This is a genomic window from Seonamhaeicola sediminis (genome assembly GCF_004358095.2).
Lineage (GTDB): Bacteria > Bacteroidota > Bacteroidia > Flavobacteriales > Flavobacteriaceae > Seonamhaeicola > Seonamhaeicola sediminis.
Genome location: NZ_SMZJ02000004.1, coordinates 509546 through 533501 on the forward strand (window position 1 = coordinate 509546; position 23956 = coordinate 533501).

The window sequence follows — 23956 nt, forward strand, 5'->3', positions numbered from 1 at the left end:
GGTAAGCTTTTTTAGTTCTTTTAAATTAGCTAATTCTATTTATTTCACAATAAGTTTTTTAGTGATTTCATTTTCATCAGCTAGAACATTTAAAAAGTATAAACCGCTTCTTAATGATGAAATATCAACATTAACAAGATTGTTAATAGATTTACTTGCTGAATTAAGTACTAGTTTACCTTGTAGATCATAAACTCTAATACCAACATTGCTTGAAGATAATGTCTTAAATTTCAAGTTAACTTTATTAGACGCCGGGTTCGGAAACAATGCAAATTCAAGAATTCCTTTTTCCTCTGTACCTAGTGTTCCTGTAGCTGTAGCACAAATATTAAAAGTACCACTTTGAGCAAAATCTACCATAAATACACGAATAAATAAAACTTCATTTCGCCTATTTGTTAAGTTTACTTTCGAAAAAAGGTTGGTTCCTCCATCATCGTCACACCCTTCTTCGACAAGAGAACCACAACTACCAGAATAAACAGCTATTCCCGTATCTTGTACAGGAGATCCCGTGTCTTCAAAGGTCTCAATTATAACCTCGTAATCATCATTATCATCTAAAGTAATTTTATACCAAACATCTTTACCAGCGTAATATTGACCACACGGATTCGCAGGAGCAGCATTAGGAGAATCAGTAGATTGTAAATTGGTAGTTAGTGTAGGAGTAGAACAGTCATTAGTAATTGTTAGATGGTTGGCGGTGGAACATTCATCGTTATCTGCAATCAAAGGAGCATCAATTTCATAAATACAAATATTTAAAGATCCTGCACCTACATCATCTAAGTCCCATATTCTTAAATAAACTATAGAGGAAGCAGGTTGAATAACTTCTATTTGAGAAAACAAATCATCAGGTGGTCCATTAGGATTTCCATCATCATCACAAGCATGAGCTGTTAAATTAGAACAATTTGGTCCTGTGAAGATTTCAACAGCTGCATCAGAAATATTGTCATTATTAGAAGAGGTAATAATTCTAACAGCTCCTTTTGGAGGCATAGTGAATGTGTACCATAAATCGTTATCCTTATAATATTGAGCAGAACAACTAGGATCTCCTATTCCTGAATCAGTTTCGGCACCAGTAAAAGTTATAATTTCATTTGTACAGGTTTCACTTAAATTTACAGTCAATTCGGGTAAAGTTCCACAAGGTATATTATTTGCTGGTTGAGCAAAACCATTTAAGTAAAAACATAAAGAAAGAATAAGGAATGACAAAGTAATTTTTTTCATAAGTATATGTGTTAAGTTAATAGCCTTTTAAATTTATGAAAAAAAAATAATGCTTTGCCGTTTTATGGTTTAAAGGTTTAATTATTTAGTTTAAATGTAAGTAAAGGAGAAGTTGTTTTAATAGTGTGCTTCCAGCTGCTCCATATCTCCTTCTTTTCTTAGGGCGGTCAAAGCCATATCAAAGGTATGGATACTGTATAGATACTGTATAGATAGTGTATGGATAGTGTATGGATAGTGTATGGATAGAGAATAGGTAAAGTATCAAAGAAACTTAAAAATACTTTTTAACTAAAGCTTATAAACAAGTTTTTTGTAGTCAATTATCTCAGGAATAATATCAAGGCTGAAAAGCTCTTTTTGAATTTTCATAGTAGTGTCTTTGTCAATCACCTCTTGTGACCATTCGGTTAAGCCTAACCATTCCTGTACATCCTCTAGTTTTTGTTCATATCTATTAGCAATGGTTTTATCAATACTTGGAATAAGTTTGAAGTCTTTGGTAGTATTGTTTATAATATTAAGAATGGTTTTTAAAGTTTCGTTTTCATTTTCTATAAAATCTTCTCTCGCGGCAATAACAAAACAAGGCCAAGGTGTTGGGCAATGACCAATATTTCTGAATATACCGTTATCTACCAAAGGTTTGGTGGTGAATTTTTCCCAAAGAAAGTAGTCTGCTTTTCCCTTTGTTAATCCTTCAACAGCACCATCTAGGTTTTTAATAACTTCAAAGTCTAGATCGTTTTCTAAATCCCAATTATTGTATTCGGCATTTATATAAGCCATTAAATGAGAGCCAGAGCCATACCTACTAATAGCAGCTTTTGTTCCTTTTAAATCATCAATAGTTTGATATTTAGATTTAGCAGCTACATGAATGCCCCAAATTAGAGGTGATTGTACATAAGTTTGCACTATTTTACTGGGGTTACCAGCAATGATATCTTTTATAATACCTTCAGTAAGAATAACGGCAATATCAATGTCTTTATCTCTAAGTGCTTTACACATAGCTCCGGTGCCACCATAGTAGTCGTGCCATCTTAAATTGATGCCTTCGTCTTTGTATTCGCCGTTTTTAAGTGTTAAGTACCAGGCTAAATTAAAATGTTCTGGTACACCTCCAATATTTACCTCTTTCATGAATCTATTTTTGCAATTTTATTAAGGGTATAAATAATAAGATTTTCTACTGCTTTTGCTGGGTTTTTACTAAAATTTCCAGTGGCTCTGTTGGCAATTATAGCGTTTAGGGATACGGCATGATGCCCTAAGAGTTTTGATAACCCATAAATGGCAGAGGTTTCCATTTCTAAATTGGTTACTCGTATACCATTATAATTAAAACAATCCATTTTATTATTTAAATCAGGGTTTTCAATAGGTAATCTTAAAATACGTCCTTGTGGACCATAAAAACCTAAAGCAGTTGCGGTCATGCCTTTAAAAGTTGCACTACTTTCAAGTTTTTTTTCTAACCACAAACTGTTTTTAACTACAATAGGCGTTGCTTTGTCTTTACTCCAATGAGTTTGCTTTATAAAAGCCTGTTCAATATCAGGATTTTTAATAGCGTCTATTTGGTAGAAGTGTAGCAAACCATTTAAATCCAATCCGTAATCACTTAAAACAAAAGAATCTATAGGGATGTCTTTTTGGAGCGACCCAGAAGTCCCAATTCTAATAATATGAAGGCTTTTAAGAGTACTCTTTGGTTTTCTTGATTCTAAATCAATATTAACAAGTGCGTCTAACTCGTTTAAAACAATGTCTATATTATCTGGCCCAATACCGGTTGAGAGTACTGAAATTCTTTTCCCTTTATAATGACCAGTGTGTGTTTTAAACTCACGTTTTTGAGTTTCAAATTCTATAGAGTCAAAATGTTTTGAAACTTTTTCAACACGATTTTGGTCACCTACTAAAATGATAGTATTGGCTATGTGTTCTGGTTTTAAGTTTAGGTGATAAACACTACCATCAGGATTTAAAATCAGTTCAGATTCTTTAATGAGCATTTATTACTGTTTTTACAAGCTTATTTTCATCTTTGTTGAATTGAAAGTCTAGTTTTCTAACACCTCCAAAAACGGTATTGTCATTTATTTCAGTAGAAAAATTATGCTGACCCAATAAAGCTTCGTATCCTTTTCGGTTTAGCTTGATGCCATTCTTGTCTTTAGTATAAAACAAGGAGAGCTGTTCAATGATTCTATTTAGTTGTAAGTCTCCAAACCCATAAAACCCTTGATAGTTTAGAGCATACCCTAAAAGGTGATGTTGAGATTTTATAGTGTTTTTTTCAAGAATTTCTAGTATGTTTTTCTCAATGGTACTTAAACCACTTTTACTGTCGGGGAATCGTTTTAAATGTGCTTTTAAACAATTACTCATATAATCAAAAGATGAACTTTTAACTATAAAAGGTTTAAACAAGTTATGGTCTTTACCATTATAAATTTGCCAAAGTGTTTGAGCCAATTCTATATCATCTTCATTAAGTTTAATTCTATCTGTGTAGTGCGCAGTGAGTTCTTCAGTACTTAATTCTGAAAGTCCTTTGAGGTTTTTGCTACTACTAACCCTTCCGCTGCAAACTAGAAATAAAGGTCGTTTGATTTTCTTCTGTTGAATAAGGCTAATAACTGCTATGAGATTGATATGACAGAACAAATCATATTCAAACCAAAGCACAATTTCAGAATAATTGTCTACATAATCTAGCTTACTTATTTCAGATTTAAATGCTTTAATATCAAGTTCTATATTATAGGAAGTATTAAAAAAATCGGCTCTAGTTTTTAAGAATTTATCAGATAATAAATTAACATGTGTTGGTCCTTCACAAAGCATTTCGTGCCATGTAAAGATATCTCCTTGGTACCCTGAATCATTGAGATAATTGGTTAAAGCTGAACCATTGGTAATATGTAGTTGTTTTTTAGCCATACTTAACCACCTACACGTTTTACTTTAAAACCTTTAGCTTTAAGCATGCTCATTATTTTGTCTCTATAATCACCTTGAATGATGATTTTATCGTCTTTAAAAGTACCTCCTACACTAAGCTTAGTCTTTAATTCTTTAGCAAGTTGTTTAAAGTCTTCAGTGGCTCCTGTATAACCTTCAAGGATGGTGATGGGTTTGCCTTTTCTCTTTTCGTATTTACAAATTATAGGATCGTCTTGTATCCAGAGTCCATTTTCATTATTTGTTTCTTCAGAAATATTTTCAGAAACATGGTCTGGAAACAAGTTTTTTAGTTGATCTTGTAAATCCATACTTTTTTACTTTTTGATAAGCCCTAGTTCTATTAACCGTTCATTTAAAAATTCTCCAGCTGTAATATCTTCAAATTGTTTGGGGTTATTTTCATCAATACAACTATTAAGTACATTTAATTTCATATCGCTAATTGGATGCATAAAGAACGGAATGGAATAACGTGAAGTTCCCCAAAACTCTTTTGGTGGATTAACCACACGGTGAATAGTTGATTTTAGTTTATTGTTAGAATGCCTAGACAACATATCGCCAACATTTATCATTAACTCATCGGGTTGAGCAATGGCATCAATCCATTCACCTTTATGGTTTTGAACCTGTAACCCTTTACCTTGAGCCCCCATTAGAAGTGTAATTAAATTAATATCACCATGAGCTGCGGCTCTTACTGCTTCTTTGGGTTCTTCTGTAATTGGCGGGTAATGAATAGGTCTTAAAATAGAATTTCCATTATAAATATAGTCATCAAAATAGGTTTCTTCTAGCCCAAGGTGAAGGGCTAACGCTCGTAAAACATACTTTGCCGTTTTTTCAAGCATTCTGTAAGCTTCTTTGCCAACTTTGTTAAACTCTGGTAGCTCCTCAACAATAACATTGTCTGGGTATTCAATTTTAAGCTTATCGTTGTTTTCAACATATTGTCCAAAATGCCAAAACTCTTTTAAATCACCTTCTTTTTTACCTTTAGCACTTTCTTTTCCAAAAGAAACATAACCGCGTTGACCTCCAATTCCGGGAATTTCATATTTCTGTTTGGTTTCAATAGGTAAACTAAAAAAGTTTTTTATTTCAGCGTATAATCTTTCAACCAAAACATCATCTAAAAAATGTCCTTTTAAAGCCACAAAACCTATGTCTTCATAGGCTTTCCCAATGGCGTTAACAAAGCGCTTTTTTTTTGAGGGATCATCAGAAAGAAAATCTTTTAAATTAACACTAGGAATATTATCCATGAGATTGCGTGTTTTTGCATGTATTGTTACAAAAATACAAAAACAATATGAAGTTTAATTCCTGTTTTTCTGATTGTATGGTATATTTTAAAACAAAAAAAATACTGTACTTTTGATTTGATTGACATTCATTTTATGGACAACGATTTTTCTTTTAAACCTCTGCAATATCATTCTGGAAATCTTGAAAAGGAAACATTAATTCAGTTATACAAGAATATACTGAAACCTAGACTGATAGAGGAAAAGATGCTGGTACTATTAAGGCAAGGGAAAATAAGCAAGTGGTTTTCTGGTATTGGACAGGAAGCTATTGCTGTTGGGGTTACTATGGCTTTAAATGATGAAGACTATATTTTACCAATGCACAGAAACTTAGGTGTTTTTACCACTCGAAAAATCCCTTTATATAGACTATTTGCACAATGGCAAGGTAAAATGTCGGGTTTTACTAAAGGGCGCGATAGGTCGTTTCATTTTGGGACCCAACAATATAAAATTGTTGGTATGATTTCACATTTGGGACCTCAACTTGGTGTGGCTGATGGTATAGCGCTGGCAAGTAAATTAAAAAGTAAAAGTCAAGTTACTGCTGTTTTTACAGGTGAAGGCGGTACTAGCGAAGGCGATTTTCATGAGGCTTTAAATGTGGCGTCGGTGTGGCAGTTACCCGTTATGTTTTGTGTTGAAAATAATGGTTATGGATTATCAACTCCAACAAACGAGCAATATAACTGCAATCATATAGCCGATAGGGGGATAGGTTACGGCATGGAGTCTTACATTATTGATGGTAATAATATTATAGAAGTTTTTACTAAAGTTGCTGAAATAGCAGAAAGTATTCGTAGAAACCCGCACCCTGTTTTACTGGAATTTAAAACATTTAGAGTTCGCGGACATGAAGAAGCCAGCGGGACTACATATGTACCTCAAGAATTATTAGATTTATGGACTGAAAAAGATCCAGTTGAAAGTTATCAGAAATTTTTAATAGAAACGGGTATCATTGATAGGGCTTTAGAAGCCGATATTAAGAATGAAATTAGTCTTGAAATTAATGAACATTTAGAAGTTGCAATAAATGAAGAACACATACTTCCTAATGAAACAATTGAGTTAAATAATGTATTTAAAAAGTTTGAATATCAGAGTGTTAAAAGTGTTTCAAAATCTAAAGAGATAAGGTTTGTTGATGCTGTTTCTGAGGGACTCAAACAAAGCATGGAGCGTTATGATGACCTAATCATTATGGGGCAGGATATAGCAGAATACGGCGGAGTATTTAAAATAACCGAAGGCTTTGTTGAACAGTTTGGAAAAGATCGTATTCGTAACACACCTATTTGTGAATCGGCTATAATTGAAACTGCTATGGGATTATCAATAGCAGGTATGAAGGCGGTTGTAGAATTACAATTTGCAGACTTTATTAGTTCTGGCTTTAATCCGGTGGTTAACTATTTGGCAAAATCTTATTACAGATGGCAGCAAAACGCCCCTGTAGTATTACGAATGCCTTGTGGTGGTGGTGTAGGTGCAGGCCCTTTTCATTCACAAACCAATGAAGCGTGGTTTACGAAAACTCCTGGATTAAAAGTGGTTTATCCTGCATTTCCTTATGATGCTAAGGGATTATTGGCTACCGCTATTAATGACCCAAATCCTGTGTTGTTTTTTGAACATAAAGCATTATATAGAACTATAAGTCAATACGTACCAACAGATTATTACACAGTGCCTTTTGGAAAAGCGTCCGTTTTAAAGGTGGGGGGTGACATAACTATCATTTCTTATGGAGCTGGGGTACATTGGGCCTTAGAAGTTTTAGATAAACATCTAGATATTTCGGCTGATGTTATTGATTTGAGAACACTTCAGCCTTTAGATACAAATGCAATTTATGCATCTGTTAAGAAAACAGGAAAAGTTATAGTACTTCAAGAAGACTCACTTTTTGGAGGTATTGCTAGTGATATTTCAGCATTAATTACTGAAAATTGTTTCGAGTTTTTAGATGCCCCCGTAAAACGTGTAGCCAGTTTAGATACACCGATACCTTTTGCTAAATTATTAGAAAATCAATATTTACCAAAAGATAGGTTTGAAACTGAATTATTAACGCTATTACATTATTAATTCGTTGAAAATAAAATGTTTACAAGTTGATAGAACTCAAACATGGTATTTATATGTAATTTCATTAAGTTGTAAAAACTATTTCGTCTCTGCTTCCGATAAAATAAACGGATACGCATCCCTTACTTGTTTTTGCTCTACTTTTGTTAAATCATCTGTAGACTTATGCAATATATTTTTAGCGTATGCATTTCTCAATTCACAATATGCTTTTGTTAGTTCGTTTTGAACCGCAACATATTGTTTATAGCTAGTTAATTTAGAGTTTTGTAATGAGATAACCGCTTCTTTTGGGTTGTCAGAAGAAACTGTATCCTTCTTACCATTGCAATACATGCAAGAGCCATCGCCATTATTGTCAAGAAAATCTTTGGCAATATCTCTTAAATCTTCAAGTTTAATTATGGTATTTCCCCCTATCATGATTTGATCCTTGTCGTTAATCATTACTTGCAAAATATTGCGCTTATTAATAGGAGGTGTACAATCTATCTCTGTAGGGCACTCCTTTGGAAGCATTCTGTTAATGCCTTCATCGGTTGAAATGGTGGCGGTTACTAAGAAAAAAATAAGCAGCAAAAAAGCAATATCTGCCATAGACCCTGCATTAATTTCTGGTCTGAATTTTGAATGTCTCATATAACTATAGTTTAAATATCTGCCTTAAGGCAGACTGGTTAATATGAAAGAATTCACAAAAATAATACCATAACTATTTAACTAATTATTTAGTGAGCATAACGTTTGGAGCCTCTCCACACAATATTATTTGAAGATTTAAAGTTTATATACCGTTTAGATGGTAAGAAAGTTTCTTGGGTGATTTGATTTAAATGATTTGATATTTTAAGTACTGTTCGCATTTTGATTGATGATTGAAAAAAATTGATAAAAAGACGTTACTTATCTGTAACGTCTTTTAGTGTTCCAAGTGTAAGTTTTTGTATTACTTAAAGTTCCTGAAATTTGATTGTTGTTTAAAGTTCTCATAATTATTCGTTTTTTTATTGATTATACTAAATAGACGATCAATTTCTGATTTTGTTACAGTACTATGTATTGCAAAGTAGTTAATTAACACTTTTTAACAAAAAAGGGTAGGGTTAACGTTAATTTTGGATGAAAAATAACTGTTACGGAACAGTTTTTGAATTAAAAAAACACAAAAAATTATGCTTTTAGAGATTATGAAATATCTTTGAAGTATGGAATAGTTATCATGTTACAACAAATTAGAACATATTTAGTTTTTTTTATTCTACTATTATTTTCGGTGTCAGTTAATGCACAAATTGATTCTAAGAAGAAAAATGTGTCTATTCCTGCCATAGAAAATGAAAATGATACTTTGGATGCTTCACCTACAACCCCGGCAAAGTCTTTAGGTAATACAGGTAATTTTGGAGGCATTACTATACCAAAATCTACTCCTAATCTAAAAATGCCTAAAAAGGAATTTTCTATGTTTGGTGAAGACTTTGGGGATCCTGGAGAATTATATGCTGATAGACTAAAAAAACAACAAAGTTCTATTACTAATAAATTAGAATTAGGTACTAAAGGCAGTAAAGTGGACGTGTTTTTTGGTAACCATAGAACAACATCAAAAACTGTTCAAGTACTGTACAGGGATTATGGCTTAGAAGATGGCGATTTAATTAGGGTGTCAGTTAATGATGAAATTGTTGAATATAGGGTTGGCTTAATTAATGTTTTTAGAGGATTTACAATTAAGCTCAGGGAAGGTGTAAATAAAATTGAATTTCTAGCTTTAAATGAAGGCTATGCACTACCAAATACTGCGCACTTTAGGGTGCTTGATGAAAACAAAAATATCATTGCTGCAGATATGTGGGCGCTTTCCATAAATGTTAAAGGAACAGTGAATATTATAAAAGACCCAAATTAAGAAACTATCCTATTAATCAACTCTAATTCTTCATCAGAAAACTCTAAGTTATCTAAAGCTTTTACATTTTCTTTTAACTGATTTGCAGAGCTTGCTCCCAGTAAAACAGATGCTATGGTTGGTTGCCTTAAAATCCATGCTATAGCCATTTGTGATAGTTTTTGTCCGCGTTCTTGTGCAATGTCATGTAACTTTTTAATTTTTTCAAGATTACCATAAACCGTATCAGTGTTTAAATAAGTTAAACTTTTTGCAGCTCTGGAATCTTCTGGGACACCGTGTAAATATTTATTTGTTAACATTCCTTGTGCTAAAGGAGAAAAAGCAATACAGCCTACACCATTCCTTTCTAATGTATCTAGGAGCCCGTTTTCAACCCAACGATCAAACATCGAGTATCTAGCTTGGTGCAAAACAAAAGGCACTTTCAACTCTTTAAGAAAAGATGCTGCCTGTTGGGTTTCTTCTAGTTTATAGTTTGAAATTCCCACATATAAGGCTTTTCCTTGCCGCACAATGTCTGCCAAAGCTCCCATGGTTTCTTCTAAAGGGGTTTGTGAATCTGGTCTATGGTGATAAAAAATATCAACATAATCTAGCCCCATACGTTTTAAACTTTGGTCTAAACTAGCTATTAAATATTTTCTTGAACCCCAATTACCATAAGGGCCTGGCCACATATCATAACCCGCTTTGGTTGCAATAAAAAGTTCGTCTCTATACTGTTTAAAATCTTCTTTTAGAATAGTTCCGAAATTTTTTTCTGCAGAACCATATGGTGGTCCGTAATTGTTTGCCAAATCAAAGTGTGTAATTCCTAAATCGAAGGCACTACGCATAATTTCCCTTCCATTTTGAAGATTGTCAATAAATCCGAAGTTATGCCATAACCCAAGAGAAATTGCCGGTAGTAGTACACCACTTTTACCAGTACGGTTATAAGTCATGTTTTGATAACGTTTTTGAGACGCTTTGTATTCTGTCACTCCAGATTTATCGTTGATTTCCATACCTTAATTATAATTAAGTAAATGTATTAATTTAGTTTTAGAATGAAATAAAAAAGCCCTTAGATTGTATCTAAAGGCTTTTCATTATTATTAAATAGATGTCTAATCTTTTAAAGGTTTCTCCGTTTTTTTCTTTAAATGTTTTGCGTAAAAGCCCATCATAGCTTCATATAAAGCAATACGATTTTCTTCTTTACCAAAACCATGTCCTTCATCATATTTCACCATATAGGGAACATCAACACCCTTAGCTCTTAATGCTTTAACAATCTGGTCTGATTCATCAATGTTAACTCTAGGGTCATTAGCACCTTGAACAACAAATAAAGGCTTTTTAATTTTATCCACATGAAATACAGGAGATACTTCCTCCATAATAGCTTTTTCTTCAGGAATATCAGAATCGTACCAGATTTCCTTTACTATTTTGGTGTATGGTTTCCAATATTCTGGGAACGAATCAAAGAAGGTAAAAATATTTGAAACCCCAACATAATCAACACCACATGCATATAAATCTGGAGTTTTTGTTAAACCTCTTAATACCGCATAACCTCCGTGGCTTCCTCCATATATAGCGGCATTGTCTTTATCTACCCAGCCTTGGTCTATTATATATTGAAGTCCATCTTCAACATCATCCATAGCTTTTCTTCCAATTTGTTTGAAACCAGACTCTAGAAACCCTCTACCATAACCACCTGAAATCCTAAAATTAACCTGAAGTGTAGCATAGCCTCTACTAGCAAATAGTTGCGCCTCTGGATTAAAGCCCCAAGAATCTCTAATACCCTGAGGGCCACCATGTGGATTAACTATTACAGGAACTCTTTTGCCTTGCAATGCTTCTTTTGGTAATGTGATATAACCATGTATAGTTAATCCGTCTCTACTCTTAAATGTAATTGGACGCATTTCTGCCATATCACTTTCTATAAGATTAGGCATTAAATTATAAAGTAGTTCAAATTCATCTTTTTTGGGATCATACGAATAATAGGTACCATATAATTTGTCGCTTTGAATGAAAAACAGATATTTGCTTTCATCATCAGTAACATCAGCTATAGAAATGTTATAGCCGGGAAATTTATCAGTTAATTTTTTGTGCATTTTTTTGGCATAATCACTAACAGGTACAATAACCCTTTTTTCTCCTTGATAGGAAAAATAGTCTAGTTCATAACCTCTGTATCTAGATAAACCAAGGCCTGATACGTCATATTCGTTATTTGAAAAAAGTTTTTTAATGACTTTATCTTCTTTTAAATCATATAAGAAAATCTGTGTTTTGTCTGTTTCAAGATTAGAAACTACGTATGCTTCATGTGGGTTATTTGATGCATAATTGAAGGATGAAATGCTAAAACTATCTTTCCAAGATAACTCCTTCTTCAAATCAAAATTTTCACCGTCAACACTATAATAAAAATCCATGTGAACACCGTCTCTCATTTTAACAAATCCACGTAAGTTTCCATCTTTATCAAACACATAACTATTTATTGGATTGGCAGCGTCATCGTTTTTGTATAATTGTTTTAGTTCACCTGTTACAATGTTAATTTTATAAGGTTCGAATATTTGTGGGTTATTCCGATTCATTGATATAATCATGTGATCCTTATCATCTTTTAACCCATTTAAGATGTTTACCTTGACACCATCAAAAGGCGTTAGTTCCTTTTGATTTGAACCATCTAAGTTTACTGCAAATAAATGATAGTCTTCATTACCGCCTTTATCCATGATATAAACCAACCTTGAATTGTTAGCCCAACCAAAGCCTCTTACTAATTCCTCTTTTTCCTCAATGACTCTTATCACTTCTCCAGTTTTCAAATTCTTTACATAAACATGATTTTTAGCATTTTCGTCTTTTTCTCTGTAAGACATATAATCTCCATTAGGAGATAAGTTAAAAGAACTGGCTTTTGGTCTTGCAAAATAGTCCTTAACAGAGTATTTATAATTTGTAGGATTCCAATTAGCTAATTTTTCTAATTCGGTATCTGAGGTGGGCAGTGATGTGTCACCTGGCAATGTTTTTTCGGTTTTTTCAAGTGATAAAGGAAATTCCATACCTCCTTGATAAAAAGTACCGCTTAGTTTAGATTCTTTTAATGTTGCAATGTATTTAATACCCGCCTTTGTAAATTTTATGGTCAAGGTGTCATTGGTAAACGTAGTTTCATCCATTGGAATACCCGTGGCGCCCTGCGCAGGACTATCCATGGTAGATGAGAACCCTTCGTCACTGCTTTTTATATCAAAAACTAATGGTAACTCGGTTCCTTGTACCGATAAATTTCCTTTCCACGATCCTGTAATGTCTTGTGCTTGTAGTTGTGTAGTTATAATTATGAGAAGAATAACTACTGTGCCTAATTTTGATATCGTACTCATTTTATTGATTAAAATTGATAGATAAATATGCCTTTAGCCCTTTAAAAACATATCATAACACGATGTTATTTCAGTTAGAATACAAAATTTGGTATTTGTTACAATACAAATAAAATTTTAACAACAATTTAAGGTTTCTAGTTTGAGATATGAAATATCCATTAAGTTTGATGGTTAGTAATTAGTAGAGGGTAAGCCTTAGGTTTTTTTTGGAATTATTTTTGCCTGTTCTAGAGCTTTAATAATCTTTTTAGTATAAATGTTTATAGTTTTTTTTGAGTTATTTGGGTCTATCAAATCAAATGAGGCATTCCAAATTAAAGACTTATCATTATAAGCTTTAAGGTTATATAAAGAAGTTTCAATATTAAAAACCTTATAGCTTGTGTAATGGTTTTGCTCAAAATATTTATCTTGATAGAATAAGTAATAAAGAGCAAAACGTCTTAAGTGATAATCTGTTTTTGCAGATTCAATTCCATATGATAAATTATTATCCACCCCTTTAACTAGTGAAATCAAAATAGAATCATAGCCGTTAGAGATTAATTTGTTTACCTCCAACTCAATATCTTTTTCGGTTTGTCTAGAGTCTTGAAATGAAGATTCAAAAACCACAGAACTCTGCAATGCATTAATTTTCCTAATATTTAATTCAGTAATAATTTGAAATTCAAATGCTTTTCTAGCTTCGTGGTTAGGTGTTACGCCAATCACTAATATTTTTTTTGGTTCATATTTTGTAAAATCTGGATTTTTCCAACTATCAATCATTTTTACAGAAGAACAACTCATAAAAAGTACAATTAATATAATATTAATTAATAGCGTCTTCATTAGGTCTGTTTTCTAATATATTAGGATAGATAAGTTGTTCTTCTTCTAAAACAATAACTACCAATTTCACATAATCATTTATAGTTTCACTTATTGAGCTTGGGTCTGTAATATCTATAAACCCTTTCCAGATGAGTTCTCTGTCTTTAGTAGGACAAATACAATACAAAGAGGTCTCTGTATGATAAACTGTATATTCATTATAATATTCTGGGTTATAATATGCATCTTGATATCGCAAATAGTCTTCTTTAAACTTAATATACGTGCTTTCTTCATTATTAAAATTTTCTTTGTAGACAATCTTATCTTCTACACCAATAACTTTAGACAAAATAACAGTATCAAATTCATTATATACTAGGCTATCTTCAAGAGCTTTAAGTTCTTGTTCCGTTTTCTTTTTTGACGTAAAACTAGGAGCTAAATAATCTATACTCATTATAGCCTCTATACCTCTAGAGGTATATTCATCTCTTAATTGTTTTTCAAATTGTTTCCTTGCTTCAATATTTGGAGTTAAGCCTACAATTAAAACTTTATTAGGGCTATAAGTTTCAATATCTGGGTTTTTCCAATTTTCAACTAATTCAGTTGAAAAACAACTTATTAAAAGAGAACTAAGTACTAGTAAGCATAGATGTTTCATTACATTTAAGTTTTATTTAATAGATATTTTTGTTTATTCTCTTTTACAATACCTTTTACGTGAGTAAATAATTGTGATTTTTGTATCCTATAATTTTTAAAAAAAGTAGCTACTTTAGAAGCATATTTTTCATGTTCTTTTTTGTAGGTGCGTTCTTCTTCTAATTGGTCTATACCATCAATCATTATTTGAAGATCTCTGGCATGCTCTTTTATAGTTTCAATTAGTTTGTCTGTAATTTTTTGCAGTTTACTAAGGTTGTTTATGATGGTTTTACTTTTACTAAAATATTTTGAATCTATAAGTTGTAAGGTGTATGTTTTTACCAAATCATTAAAAAACAATTGTTCGTCTTTTGCAAACTCTAATTCTGATAGCCATTTTTTTGAATCATTGTGCATGACTTCTGGACTCAACCATGCAATGTATTTAGTATTGGTTTGTAATGTTTTCATGATGTGGATTTATAAAGTTAAAAAAGGCAGAAAGCTTTATACTTTCTGCCTACTTAATTCTAAAGAACCTCTATTACTTTTTTAGGAGTTTCTTTTACACTGGTCTCTTCCTTTTTCAAAAGATTTATTTTTAAAATACCGTTTTCATAGATGGCTTTTATGTCTTGGTCTAAATCAATTGAAGGTGGGAGTAATAATGATTTTCTAAAGGACTTATAGCTAAATTCTTTACGAGAAAAATCATCTTCTTTTTCCTCTTCTTCAATTTCTTTTGTACCGCTTACATGAAGCACATCATCTTCTATGGTTATTTCAAAATCATCCTTATTAAAGCTAGGTGCCGCAAATTCAACTTCAAAATCTTTTTCATTTTCTTTAACATTCATTGCTGGCATTAAGCTATCTTCTTCAAAGAAATCACCATTAAAAATGTCGTCAAACCTTGAAATATTGCTCCAATTTTTATCAAAAAATCTATTTTCCCAAGGTGAAATTAATAGGTCTCTAAAAGGTGACAACCTATTTTGTCTTCTGCTTTTTAATAATGTTGTCATGGTATTAATTATTTATATTAAACTTAACTTTCACCCTAATGTATTTATAGAAATAGATTTATGCAATGATATAAATCAGTCTGGAAATAAGAAGGTTAATGAATAACTATGCTAGGTTTAAGATAATTTTATATTAATTTAGAAATTTAAGGTCGATACTAAATTAATGTCTCATGAACTTATAATTTTATATCATCACTTTATCAATCTGTAAAAGCTTTGGTATCGTAGAGTTCCAGTTATAAACATGTTTTATCTTTAGTCTAAGCGCATCTAAGGCATTAGGTTCTCCGTGAGTTAAATAAATGCCTTCTGGTATATTTTTAATTTGGCTCATCCATTCTAATAGTTCGTTTTGATCTGCGTGAGCCGATAAACTTTCTATGTTTTTAATAGTGGCTTTTACAGGATAATATTTTCCGAAGAAACGAATTTCATGAGCGCCTTCTTCCAATTGCCTTCCTCTGGTTGCTTCAGCTTGATAGCCTACTAACAAAACAGTTGTTTTTGGATTGTCTATTAGTTGTTGAAGATAGGTAAGAACCCGCCCGCCAGTAACCATACCACTTCCAGCAATTATAATTTTTGATCTTTTGTCATCTATGGTTTCCCAGGTTTCTCTATACGATTGAATAATGTTTATATGATTACACATAGCATTATAATCCTGAGTTGATAATTTATGCCATTTAGGAAAACGATTAAAGACTTCTAATACATTATTACCCATTGGACTATCAATAAAAATAGGAATATTAGGTATTTTATTTTTTTGATAAAGTTTCCATAAAATGAACATTAAAGTTTGTAAACGCTCTACTGCAAAACTTGGAATAATTAGATTTCCCTTCTTTAAGATGATTTCTTTTACAAGTTCAGTAATGGTGTTTTCTATGTTTTCCTTAGGGTGAAGTTTATTGCCATAAGTGCTTTCTATAAATAAAAAATCTGCCCATTCAGGTCTCTTAGGATCTTCTAACAAATAATCATTAGGTCTTCCAATATCTCCTGAAAAAACAAAACGTTTACCATTTATATCTAATTCTATAAAAGTAGCTCCAATAATATGGCCGTTATATTGAAAACGGTATGAAATATTTTGAGAAAGTGTAACCCATTTACCAATCATTTCAACATTGAATAATCTTAATGTTTCTTCAACGTCTTCTTTGGTGAAAAACGGTAGTGCAGGATTATGCTTTGAGAATTTTTCTTTGTTTGCCTTTTCAGCATGTTCAGCGTGTATTTTTGCGCTGTCCTTTAGAATTATTTCTGCTATGGCCAACGTGGGTGCTGTACCAATAATTTTACCTCTATAGCCTTGTTTTATTAGTCTGGGTAAGTAACCAACATGATCTAAATGTCCATGTGTTAACAACACCACATCTATAGTTTGAATATCAAAAGGTATATTATTCCAGTTAAGTTCCCTCAATTCTTTTAAACCTTGAAACATACCACAATCTATTAGGATATTTTTCTCTGAAGTTTCTATTAAAAACTTAGACCCAGTAACCACCCCGGCACCACCTAAAAAGTGTATGTTTACATTTTTATTCATGGTTTTGATTTTTACAAAGCATTTTTATTTCATTGGTAATCTTTTCCTTCCGTATTTCTGAAATTCCTAGATGATCTAGGTAAAAAACATCATCAATAAGTTCTCTACATAGTACTACATCTCGACTTAATAGAAATTGTTTTTCTCTTTTAGTTAGTAGTGTTGAAACCGTAATAGGGTAGAGCCCTAAGCGATCAATACGGTCTTTTAAACCATCATCTTTCGGGTAATCCCAACTAAGTAAATACAGGTCAGTACAATTGCCGTATTGAATAGCATCTTCTGTAAAACGTGTGTTTGTAACTACCCAACCTTTGGTAAGTACAGATGTGTTTTTAGAATTTCTATTCCAATGTGCTTGTACATCTTTATAACGAGAATTAATATATAGAGGAATTTTTACATTACAATTGAGTCCTTCTTCGTTATGAAATTTACATTCAACAATGGTTGTCTCATTATTTTTATGGGCTACTATATCTATTTCGTGAGTTACACATTGCCCTTGAAGAATCTTGCCAACTTCTGTTCTATATCCTGAATACGTTAAAATAGAGCTTACAAAACGTTCAAAAGGAAAGCCTGTTGGTCCCAATTCATAGATTGCTTTTTTTAGTTTGTATTTAGAGGCCAGATAACTTTTCTTTCTTTTGAGTAAAGCGTAAGCTCTATTGTAAATTTCGTTTGTAGAGATACCATGATATAATTCATCCCTTACTTTATTGATTATTTCAGTTATTGTTTGAGAATCTGCTCCAGTTCTCTTAAGCGAAGCTCTTAGCTTGTTTAATGAAAACTTAACTGTTTTGCCAGAAGTTTTTATAATATCAATTGTATTAGCTTCCATTTTAGATGTTTTTCTTAAATTACTAGAACTACAATATTTTAACAAACATTTGTTTAGTTAAAATAGGTTTTTACCCAAGCTATGACTTGATTATTGGTCATGCTATCAGCTTTTATTACTTCTGTAACTTTAGATTCTAATTCTTTATAGTTATTTGATAGTTCCTTATGAAATTTGAATCCAGTTTCAGCAGGACCAAAAAGAACTATAGCCTCAGCATCTTTAATTTCTGTTGCTAAATCTTTAAAATATGCTTTTATTTGGTGTTTTTCACGTTCTAAGTACTTACTATCTTGAACAACATCTTGAGGGCCTCCTTTAAATTTTGTTCCAGCGCCACCATGAATTTTAAAGTTCTCTACATTTGATAAAACTGTTTTAAAATCTGCTACGCCATCATGTAAACAAACTATATGGGCTTTTTCTTTATCTAGCCAAACTCCTATTTTCATGTTTTATAATTTTAAAATTAATTTCTTAGGTCATGCATAACTAGTATGGGGACTTTTGAATGATAACTAAGTTCTTTTGCTAAAGGCTGCATTAACAAACTTTTAAAAAAGAAATGTTTTTTATTAATAAAGGCTATCATATCACTAGCCCTGCTTTCCACAAAACAGTTTATAGCCACTGGTATTGCTGTGAAACTAATGGTATGAAAGGAGTGATCTACATCTTCAAAACACTCTGCCAATAGTTTTTTATTATTTATTTGTTTTTTATCAAGTTGCGCTTCTTCTAACACATGTAAAATTAGTATAGATGCTTTACAATTTTTAGCTAAATGGATAAGATGGCTTAATTCATTTCTTTTTAAATGTGTATTATAACTTGTTGGAAAAACAATTTCTTTTGGCACATTATGTTTTGCCAATTCAGGCACTATAATTACAGGGCAATTCCTAACGTTTTCCATAACATTAAAAGCAGTACTACCATAAATTACTGTTTTGGAACCAGTTTTTCCTTTAGTTCCCATAACAATGATGTCAATATCCCTTTCTTCCACTATGTTTTTTATGGCTTCAACTGTGCTATTAAATGTTGAAATAACCTCAAAATGATGTTTAGGATTATGTTGTTTATTTAGAGTTAACATATTTAATACTTTAGCTAATTTATTTTCAGATTCCAACTTAGCGGTTTCATACATTTCACTGCCAGGTTCCATGAGTATTAAACTGTCTATTATGTTATTAGTAAACGAAAAGACATTCAAAATATAAAAGTTACAATAATCGTTTTTGTATAACTCTAATGCATAATTTATAGCATGCCATGCATTTTTAGAGAAATCTGTGGGTAACAAGATTTTACGTTTCATAATTCATTATTTACCTTGAATTAATTAGAAAATATAATAAAGTAATGACTACTATTAACCTTCATAATATTTTATAAGCCTAAGCAGAAATAACTAAAAACGGTATTGTAGGTTGGAAACCTATTTTTTTTATTACAGGCTCTTTGGTAAACTTTTCAATAATACTTTTTTTATAATTTACCATGGCAAGTATATCAATATTCAACTCCTCAATAAAATCATTAATCTCTGTTGTTTTATTTGCATAATCTGGCATCCAATGAAATGAGTGTTCGTAATTTGATAAGAATTTATCAAGCACTGATAAATTGCGTTCTTGTTTATCATCTAAATGTTCTTTTTCTTCTATATGAAGAACTCTAATTTTAGAATTATACAGTTCAACCAATTCTTTTAATGAGTTTAATTCCTTATCTGTATAAAGCTTATTGAAATCTGTTGGGAAGGCAATTTGATGAGGTTTTACAAAATCAAATTCATCAGGAACTATTAATAAGGGACAAAGCTTATTGCTATTAATAACATGCACCGTATTACTTCCAAAGAAAAACTCTTTTGAAGCGGTACTACCTTTAGTACCCATAACAATCATATCAATATTTAATTCTTTGATAGATTTTTTAATAGCAGTGGTTAGATCTAGGGTACTCAATATTGTTTTAAATTCATGGTTTGCATTAGCATTACATGTTTCAGCTAATTCTTTAAGTGCTTTTAACTCTTTTAAAGACTCTTTCTTCATTGTTTCTAATAGTTTGTTAGAAAGGTTTGATAGTGTAGAAACCTTTATTGTTTGTGAGTTTAAAAAGTAAAATGTACATTCTTTATTAGCATAAAGTTTTAGAGCGTAAACCGCAGCACTCCAAGCATTGTCTGAGAAATCTGTTGGTAATAAAATATTTCTTTTCATAGCATTTGTTTTTATTGAGCAGGAATCACCAAGAATGGAATGTTTAAGTGAAAACCTATTTGGTTGATTGTAGATTTAAAAAATAGATTATCAAAAAATGAGTGTTTATTATTAATCATAACCAATAGATTAATGCGAGCATTTAATTGAAAATCACTGATGGCCTGAGGGACCGTTTGGTTGCTCACACTATGGAACATATGTGAAATATTTTTAAGGTATGTCTCTAGTTTACTTTTGTTTATGGTTTGTTTTTCAGAGAGATCATAGCCATAAGACACATTTAAAACATTAACTCTAGTTTTATAAAGAGAGAGAATATCAATGATAGGTTTCATGTAAATATCATTATAGTCAATCTCATAATCTGTTGGAAATAAAACTTCATGTGGTGCTTCAAATGTATATTTCTCGGGTATTGCTAAAATGGAGCATTTAACATTTTTAAAAACATGAACGGTATTAGAACCAAATAAAACTTCTTCAATCCCAGAAGCCCCTTTTGTACCCATTATAACGTAGTCTATATTTTCCTCCTGAACCATATCCTTTATTTCTGTTACTAGAGTATTAAAAACTGCTTTAACTTCTATGGAGTGCTTGGGGTTTTTAAAAGTTGTTTCAATTTGTTCTTTTAATAGGTCAAACTTTTTAAGTGCTTTTTCCATCACAGCGTCACCTAAGCCATATTGAGATGGATTAACTAAAACAAACTCTGTGTGATAAATCATTGGTGTGTAGGTGTGTAGCAAATAGAATTTACAAACCTTATCTTTAAAAAGTTGCAAGGCATAGCTTATGGCATTCCAGGAATTGCTTGAGAAATCGGTGGGTAAAAGTATTTTTTTCATGGTTACGAATGCTTTATAACTAAAGTTAGGTGCCAAAAAAAAAATACACAATGATATATATCAGATTAAGCCAGATCTATAAGGAGTATAGTCTTTTGTTTTTCAGGTTTTTATAACGAATTAAAAAAGGGAGTATTAATAAAAAAACACTCCCTTTTTCAATCACAATACAAGTTGTGACTTAATTAATAGCCTTTAAATAAACAGAAACAGGAAGATAGAACTTCCTGTTTCCTTTTTTGAAATATTTAATTCTGTCAACTAGCCTTTTCTAATCATTAATATTCCCAATAGTTATATTAAATTTTTGGATAACTAATAGATTTAAATATTTCTGAAACAGTCTTTTTTTGCAATACAAAAAACTGTATTTTTTAGAAACAGGAAGCAAAGGCTTCCTGTTTCCTTAAGGTAATCAATATTATTGTTCAACTTTCGGTTTTCTTCAACATAACCTTTTTAACTAAAAACTATGTTGATGTTTTCATTTTAAACAATAGCTTTAAATACCTTGTTTTGTATTATTAAAAAAATAACACTTAAGATTTATCAATATGTATTAGAACTTTTTAATTATAGAGCCAATATATGCTTGAAAATATAAATAGTAAATGATATTCCTCAGTTTTCATGAAATTTATGATGGAATAATTTCGTAAGCAATGTTTAATAAAAACAAGCCAGCAAATAATAGTAAGGTGTAAATAACTTGTACTAATTTAATATTCATGATTTGTAAGACTGGTACTGTACGTTTTGGAAACATAAATAATGATAAACCAATAAAAAGAGATGACCAACCAATGAGTGTAATTAACAATTTCCAGTTTGGCTCCCAGACATTATGGAATAATATATTTATTAACCCCACAATAATAGCCACAAATGCAGAGATAATTAAAAATTTCTCATCATGGAGATCATTGAAAATTTGTTTTATTCGTTTTGGGTTCAAACTAAGTATCAAGAAGAAAATGAGTAGATACCAACCCCAGAATTTTGCTAAAAAAAGTGATGTATCCATAGTTTTTTTAATTATTCATGTAATACCAAAAATGGTGTTTCTATATTATAACTTATTTGTTCTACTTTAGAATGAAATAGAATTTGTTGAAAGTAGTTAAGGTTTTTTGCTACCATACAAATCATGTCTGTATTTCTGCTTTCAACAAAGCATTGTATAGCGTCTTCAACTTTTTTATTAGTTAAATAGTGAAAACTGTGATTAAAATGTCCAAAATAGTCCTCTAATAACTCCCTATTTCTATTTTGTTCTTTATTTAAATTAATCTCTTTCTTACAGATATGAAGAATTCTTAATGCAGATGGGTGTTTTTCTAAAATTTCATATAAAGGTTTTAAAATGCTAATATCATATGTTAAAGAAAAATCTGTTGGGAAAGCAATTTCTTTAATCTCTGAAAATTGAGCAAGCTCAGGAACCGCTAAAGTGTTACATTTTACTTTTGTGATAACACCTCCTGTATTACTTCCCACTATAACTTTTTTTACACCAGAGACCCCTTTGGTACCCATTACTATAAAATCTATTTTTTTATCTTCTACATGGTTTCTAATAGATTCAATAAAAAAACCATAATCAGAAATAGTATAGAACTTGTGTTTTTCATTGGGTGTAAGCTGCTTTGTTATGCGTTTTATTAATTTACGTAGCTCTAGTTTACCTGTTAAGGTGTAAACATCACTAATAGTATCTTCCTCAAAAATGTATGGTGAACTATCAGTCATAAAGTTATCAAATCTATTTACATGTAATATGTAAAAATTACATGTCTCTGCTCCAAAAAATTTAATAGCATACTTTATTGCATTCCAGGAGTTTTCTGAAAAATCTGTTGGAAGTAATATATTTTTCATCTTTTGGTATTTTCTCATACTAATGTATGTAGTAGACACTTAAAAGGAAATGATATCGGTCATTTTCAGCTTATTAAGCTAGCTAACAGATTTTTTTAAGCTTTTCTATATCAATTACTTTAATGTTTCTCCCATCTGCTTTAATGATGCCTTCTTTTTTAAAAATTGATAATGTTCTAATAAAAGTTTCTGGAGATATACCAGCAACACTGGCTAAATCATTCCTAGATATTTTTATGAGCTTCTCTGGATTGCGGTTCATTTTTTCGGCAAATTTCAAAATGGTAGCTGCCGTTTTCTTATTAACAGAGCTATAAGCCATTTGAATTAGCTCTTTCTTTACTGAAGATAGATTGTCTGCTAGCAATTCAGCAAGCTCAATTACAACTTTATGATTTTGATCTAGTAGTTTCTTAAATTCTAAAATTGAAATACCAACCAATTTGGTGTCCTCAATTGCAGAGGCTGTTTCTCTGTGAGGTGTATTTTGAGTAAAAGAGTTGTATCCAAATAAATCATCTTCTTTGTACAAAGCCGTGACAAGTTCCTTACCTAATTCGTTTATTTGAAAACATTTAACAGCACCTTTACTTATTAAATAAATATAGTTAGAGTGGTCTCCTTCTCGATAGATAATTTCATCTTGGTTAAATGCAAATTCGTCACCAAAATCATCAAAAAAAATCTTTAAATCATTAAGTGTTTTTATTTTATCGTCATTTTCTGTGGGCAGTTTATCTTTTTCTTTTAGAATAGATACTTTTGCCAAACGGCTTTCAATAGCACTTATAAGATCATCTTCAGAGAATGGTTTAGTAATGTAGTCATCGGCACCTAAATTCATACCTTTCCTAACATCTTCATGCTCTGTTTTAGCAGACAAGAATATGAATGGGGTGTACTTTGTTAGTTTGTTTTTATAAAGTGCTTTTAATACGCCATAGCCATCTAGTTCTGGCATCATTATATCACATATAATAATGTCTGGTTGATGTTTTTTTGCTAATGCTACGCCCGTTTTTCCGTTTGATGCAGTTAAGACTTTATAGTCAGACAGTTCTAAAAGTTCTGCTGTATTTTCTCTTAAAACAACATCATCCTCTATTAACAAAATTGTTTTCATGAGTTTGCGTTTTT

At 31.3% G+C, this 23956-nt stretch carries 24 protein-coding genes; 2 read left to right on the forward strand and 22 right to left on the reverse strand.

Annotation, left to right across the window (positions count from 1 at the left end; all coding sequences use genetic code 11):
* Positions 1-39 precede the first annotated feature (39 nt).
* The 6 genes from E1J38_RS08445 to E1J38_RS08470 form a co-directional block, all read right to left on the reverse strand.
* Positions 40-1248, reverse strand: coding sequence for a T9SS type A sorting domain-containing protein (locus tag E1J38_RS08445; protein WP_133356776.1), 1209 nt, complete (start codon positions 1246-1248; stop codon positions 40-42).
* A gap of 291 nt (positions 1249-1539) precedes the next feature.
* Positions 1540-2394 (reverse strand): substrate-binding domain-containing protein, encoded by an 855-nt coding sequence (locus E1J38_RS08450; RefSeq protein WP_133356775.1) that lies wholly within the window; start codon positions 2392-2394, stop codon positions 1540-1542.
* Positions 2391-3269 (reverse strand): nucleoside phosphorylase, encoded by an 879-nt coding sequence (locus E1J38_RS08455; protein WP_133356774.1) that lies wholly within the window; start codon positions 3267-3269, stop codon positions 2391-2393. The genes E1J38_RS08450 and E1J38_RS08455 overlap by 4 nt, the downstream gene beginning before the upstream one ends.
* A complete protein-coding gene (locus tag E1J38_RS08460) occupies positions 3259-4200 on the reverse strand; it encodes a DUF1835 domain-containing protein (protein ID WP_133356773.1) in 942 nt (313 codons plus the stop codon). Before E1J38_RS08460 ends, E1J38_RS08455 begins: the two co-directional genes overlap by 11 nt.
* 2 nt (positions 4201-4202) lie before the next feature.
* Positions 4203-4532 carry a translation initiation factor gene (locus E1J38_RS08465; RefSeq protein ID WP_133356772.1) on the reverse strand — a complete coding sequence of 110 codons (330 nt, stop codon included), beginning with the start codon at positions 4530-4532 and terminating at the stop codon, positions 4203-4205.
* Between the two features lie 6 nt (positions 4533-4538).
* Positions 4539-5489, reverse strand: a complete 951-nt coding sequence (locus tag E1J38_RS08470; RefSeq protein WP_133356771.1) for an isopenicillin N synthase family dioxygenase — start codon at positions 5487-5489, stop codon at positions 4539-4541.
* A 135-nt stretch (positions 5490-5624) separates the two neighbouring features.
* Between E1J38_RS08470 and E1J38_RS08475 the strand changes: the two genes are divergently transcribed.
* A complete protein-coding gene (locus E1J38_RS08475) occupies positions 5625-7628 on the forward strand; it encodes an alpha-ketoacid dehydrogenase subunit alpha/beta (RefSeq protein ID WP_133356770.1) in 2004 nt (667 codons plus the stop codon).
* Positions 7629-7706: 78 nt separating this feature from the next.
* Here E1J38_RS08475 and E1J38_RS08480 read toward each other — a convergent pair whose 3' ends face one another.
* Positions 7707-8267 carry an ExbD/TolR family protein gene (locus E1J38_RS08480; RefSeq protein ID WP_133356769.1) on the reverse strand — a complete coding sequence of 187 codons (561 nt, stop codon included), beginning with the start codon at positions 8265-8267 and terminating at the stop codon, positions 7707-7709.
* Between the two features lie 559 nt (positions 8268-8826).
* Here E1J38_RS08480 and E1J38_RS08485 point away from each other — a divergent pair.
* The gene (locus tag E1J38_RS08485; protein WP_133356768.1) at positions 8827-9537 is read left to right on the forward strand and encodes a hypothetical protein; all 711 of its coding nucleotides are present in this window, start codon (positions 8827-8829) and stop codon (positions 9535-9537) included.
* Here the strand turns inward: E1J38_RS08485 and mgrA are convergent.
* The 15 genes from mgrA to E1J38_RS08560 form a co-directional block, all read right to left on the reverse strand.
* On the reverse strand, positions 9534-10547 hold the full coding sequence (gene mgrA, locus E1J38_RS08490) for an L-glyceraldehyde 3-phosphate reductase (RefSeq protein WP_133356767.1): 1014 nt from the start codon (positions 10545-10547) through the stop codon (positions 9534-9536). The genes E1J38_RS08485 and mgrA overlap by 4 nt on opposite strands.
* A gap of 102 nt (positions 10548-10649) precedes the next feature.
* Positions 10650-12953 carry a S9 family peptidase gene (locus tag E1J38_RS08495; RefSeq protein ID WP_133356766.1) on the reverse strand — a complete coding sequence of 768 codons (2304 nt, stop codon included), beginning with the start codon at positions 12951-12953 and terminating at the stop codon, positions 10650-10652.
* Between the two features lie 198 nt (positions 12954-13151).
* Positions 13152-13790 (reverse strand): hypothetical protein, encoded by a 639-nt coding sequence (locus E1J38_RS08500; RefSeq protein WP_133356765.1) that lies wholly within the window; start codon positions 13788-13790, stop codon positions 13152-13154.
* Entirely contained in the window at positions 13771-14439 is a 669-nt protein-coding gene (locus tag E1J38_RS08505; RefSeq protein ID WP_133356764.1) for a hypothetical protein, read from the reverse strand. The genes E1J38_RS08500 and E1J38_RS08505 overlap by 20 nt, the downstream gene beginning before the upstream one ends.
* Positions 14440-14444: 5 nt before the next feature.
* Positions 14445-14894, reverse strand: a complete 450-nt coding sequence (locus E1J38_RS08510; protein WP_133356763.1) for a hypothetical protein — start codon at positions 14892-14894, stop codon at positions 14445-14447.
* Positions 14895-14953: 59 nt separating this feature from the next.
* Positions 14954-15448 carry an Hsp20/alpha crystallin family protein gene (locus E1J38_RS08515; protein WP_133356762.1) on the reverse strand — a complete coding sequence of 165 codons (495 nt, stop codon included), beginning with the start codon at positions 15446-15448 and terminating at the stop codon, positions 14954-14956.
* A gap of 187 nt (positions 15449-15635) precedes the next feature.
* Positions 15636-17009: an MBL fold metallo-hydrolase RNA specificity domain-containing protein gene (locus tag E1J38_RS08520; RefSeq protein WP_133356761.1), complete on the reverse strand. Its 1374-nt coding sequence runs from the start codon at positions 17007-17009 to the stop codon at positions 15636-15638.
* The gene (locus tag E1J38_RS08525) at positions 17002-17856 is read right to left on the reverse strand and encodes an ATP cone domain-containing protein (RefSeq protein ID WP_133356760.1); all 855 of its coding nucleotides are present in this window, start codon (positions 17854-17856) and stop codon (positions 17002-17004) included. Before E1J38_RS08525 ends, E1J38_RS08520 begins: the two co-directional genes overlap by 8 nt.
* Positions 17857-17909: 53 nt before the next feature.
* A complete protein-coding gene (locus tag E1J38_RS08530) occupies positions 17910-18308 on the reverse strand; it encodes a hypothetical protein (RefSeq protein WP_133356759.1) in 399 nt (132 codons plus the stop codon).
* A gap of 17 nt (positions 18309-18325) precedes the next feature.
* On the reverse strand, positions 18326-19180 hold the full coding sequence (locus E1J38_RS08535) for a universal stress protein (RefSeq protein WP_133356758.1): 855 nt from the start codon (positions 19178-19180) through the stop codon (positions 18326-18328).
* A 79-nt stretch (positions 19181-19259) separates the two neighbouring features.
* Positions 19260-20090: a universal stress protein gene (locus tag E1J38_RS08540; RefSeq protein WP_133356757.1), complete on the reverse strand. Its 831-nt coding sequence runs from the start codon at positions 20088-20090 to the stop codon at positions 19260-19262.
* A gap of 11 nt (positions 20091-20101) precedes the next feature.
* Positions 20102-20941, reverse strand: coding sequence for a universal stress protein (locus tag E1J38_RS08545; RefSeq protein ID WP_133356756.1), 840 nt, complete (start codon positions 20939-20941; stop codon positions 20102-20104).
* 637 nt (positions 20942-21578) lie between these two features.
* Positions 21579-21965: a hypothetical protein gene (locus tag E1J38_RS08550; RefSeq protein WP_133356755.1), complete on the reverse strand. Its 387-nt coding sequence runs from the start codon at positions 21963-21965 to the stop codon at positions 21579-21581.
* A gap of 11 nt (positions 21966-21976) precedes the next feature.
* A complete protein-coding gene (locus E1J38_RS08555; RefSeq protein WP_133356754.1) occupies positions 21977-22819 on the reverse strand; it encodes a universal stress protein in 843 nt (280 codons plus the stop codon).
* A gap of 82 nt (positions 22820-22901) precedes the next feature.
* Positions 22902-23942 carry a response regulator gene (locus E1J38_RS08560; protein ID WP_133356753.1) on the reverse strand — a complete coding sequence of 347 codons (1041 nt, stop codon included), beginning with the start codon at positions 23940-23942 and terminating at the stop codon, positions 22902-22904.
* Between the last annotated feature and the right edge of the window lie 14 nt (positions 23943-23956).